This is a genomic window from Mesorhizobium sp. M4A.F.Ca.ET.020.02.1.1, from assembly GCF_004022645.1.
In the GTDB taxonomy this organism is placed as follows: Bacteria; Pseudomonadota; Alphaproteobacteria; order Rhizobiales; family Rhizobiaceae; genus Mesorhizobium.
In genome coordinates, this window is sequence record NZ_RZOI01000964.1 from 1 (window position 1) to 1,862 (window position 1,862).

Genomic DNA, 1,862 nt, shown 5'->3' on the forward strand with positions numbered 1-1,862 from the left:
GCGCTGTGGGTGCATGCGCGCAAGGCCTGGCTGGGGGGGCTCAGCCCGAAGGAAACCCGCGATATCCCGCCGCTCGACTATGGCCGGGTCTATCGGCTGAAGGTCAGAAAGCCTAATGAATTCATCGGCATCAATGGCGGCATTCAATCGCTGGAGGCGGCGCGCGAGCATCTCGGCCATGTCGATGGCGCCATGCTCGGCCGCGCCGCCTACCATACTCCCGGGATCCTGGCCGGTGCCGATGCCATGTTCTACGGCGAGCCGTACGCGGCGTTCGACTATGCCGCACTGATCGACGCCATGACGGCCTACGCGGCGCGCCATATCGAGAAGGGCGGGCGGCTCGGCCATGTGACGCGCCACATGGTCGGCCTGTTCCACGGGCTGGCGGGTGCGCGCCGCTACCGGCAGATCCTGTCGACGGACGCAACACGGCCGGGCGCCGGACCGGATGTGTTGAAGACTGCCTTTGCCGCTGTCGACCTCAACGGGACGGCGGCCGAAGCGGCCTGAGGGCATTCAGTCGCGCAGGACCATGCGGTCGCCGCGCACGTCGAACCCCGACAGCGAGCCGATGAAGTTCATGCCGAGCAGGCTCTGGCCAAGCATGCCGGGCGCGGCGATCATCACGGCCATGTCCTTGCGCACGATGCCGCCGATCGCCACTTCGTCGGTTTTCACGGCGGCGGCGCGCGCCATGCCGTTGGCGGTCGAGACCGATATGGTGAAGTTGAGCGCGGCTGGATTGAAGCCGGCGGCCTGCGCATCCTCCGCGGTCAGCACGATGCTGGTGGCGCCGGTGTCGACGACGGCGCGCACTGCTGCACCGTTGACCAGGATGCGCGCTTCGAAATGGCCGTTGTCGGCCTTGTCCAGCGTCACCGTGGCGTGGCCGTCCTCCACGCCCAGCGCCAGCGGACTGCCGGGGATCAGGCCCGCCGTCACCCGGCTGGCGACATCCTGCAGCTCGTAGCGGTATTGATAGCCGGCGATCAGCGCCAGCACGATGGCCGCCCAGGTGCCGAGATTGCGTGCGATGTCGCCGAGCGGCCTGCCGGAGCGCAGCAGACCGGCGCCGATCAGCGTGCCGAACGCGCCGAGCCAGATCAGCCGGCTGAAATCGTAGTTGTCGACGCCAAACGTGCTGCCGGCCGAATCGTTGAGCATCAGCAGCAGCGCGCCGGCGCCGATCACCACCATCAGGATCCAGAACAGGCGGTTCATCGGCGTTGTCCGCTCACGACAGCACGTCTCGCTCGCGCGCCATGCGGGCGCGGCGCGTTTCCCGCCGTGGCCTGCGTTCCACCGTTTCCAGCCGAGCCGGCAGCTCGGCCATGACAGCACGGCGGACCTCCGGGGCCATCCCGATCCAGGCAGCAATCTCGTCGCGCGTGCGGCCGCAGCCGAAACAGTAGCCGGTTTTCATGTCGATCGAACAGACCAGGATGCACGGAGATTCTATGGCCGTCATGATGTTCTCTTGCGCTACTTCCACATGGTGCAACGCCAAGGCCAATGCAAGCCCTGGGGAATACGGCGCGCGCTGGTGTTTTCGCGTCAGTGACCGAAAGGATTGTGCCGGCGGATCAAGACGTCTATGCCGCTCACAACTTTCAGCAACGATGTAGTCCGCATGACCAGCGCATCGCCTTTCGACGATTTCCGCAACCTCTTGGCCAATCTGCCGCCGGCCGATCTGGCGGCCGAAGCGCACATCCGCGCGCTGTTTGCCAAGGCCGAAAAGCCTACGGCCTCGCTTGGCCGCCTCGAGGATATCGCGGCCTGGCTCGCCGCTTGGAGCGGGCAGGCGCCGCCGGCGGTCAGGCGGCCCCAGGTGGCGATCTTCGCCGGTAACCATGGCG

Annotated in this window: 4 protein-coding genes; 2 read left to right on the forward strand and 2 right to left on the reverse strand. The window is 66.9% G+C overall.

Going from position 1 to position 1,862, the window contains the following annotated elements; translation table 11 throughout:
* Positions 1–513: tRNA-dihydrouridine synthase (locus EN742_RS33690; protein WP_189375710.1), on the forward strand; the 513-nt coding region annotated here is incomplete at its 5' end.
* A 6-nt stretch (positions 514–519) separates the two neighbouring features.
* On the opposite strand, the gene EN742_RS33695 is transcribed toward EN742_RS33690, so the two are convergent.
* A complete protein-coding gene (locus EN742_RS33695; protein ID WP_126054493.1) occupies positions 520–1,224 on the reverse strand; it encodes a TIGR02281 family clan AA aspartic protease in 705 nt (234 codons plus the stop codon).
* 13 nt (positions 1,225–1,237) lie between these two features.
* Entirely contained in the window at positions 1,238–1,471 is a 234-nt protein-coding gene (locus EN742_RS33700; RefSeq protein WP_126054494.1) for a DUF1289 domain-containing protein, read from the reverse strand.
* A gap of 162 nt (positions 1,472–1,633) precedes the next feature.
* Between EN742_RS33700 and EN742_RS33705 the strand changes: the two genes are divergently transcribed.
* Positions 1,634–1,862, forward strand: a 229-nt coding sequence (locus EN742_RS33705; protein WP_189375711.1) for a nicotinate-nucleotide--dimethylbenzimidazole phosphoribosyltransferase, incomplete at its 3' end; no start/stop codon positions are given.

Excerpts from the sequence above, each read along its gene's own strand:
- EN742_RS33700 (WP_126054494.1), bottom strand. The coding sequence starts at position 1,471 with ATGACGGCCATAGAATCTCCGTGCATCCTGGTCTGTTCGATCGACATG.
- EN742_RS33695 (WP_126054493.1), bottom strand. The coding sequence starts at position 1,224 with ATGAACCGCCTGTTCTGGATCCTGATGGTGGTGATCGGCGCCGGCGCG.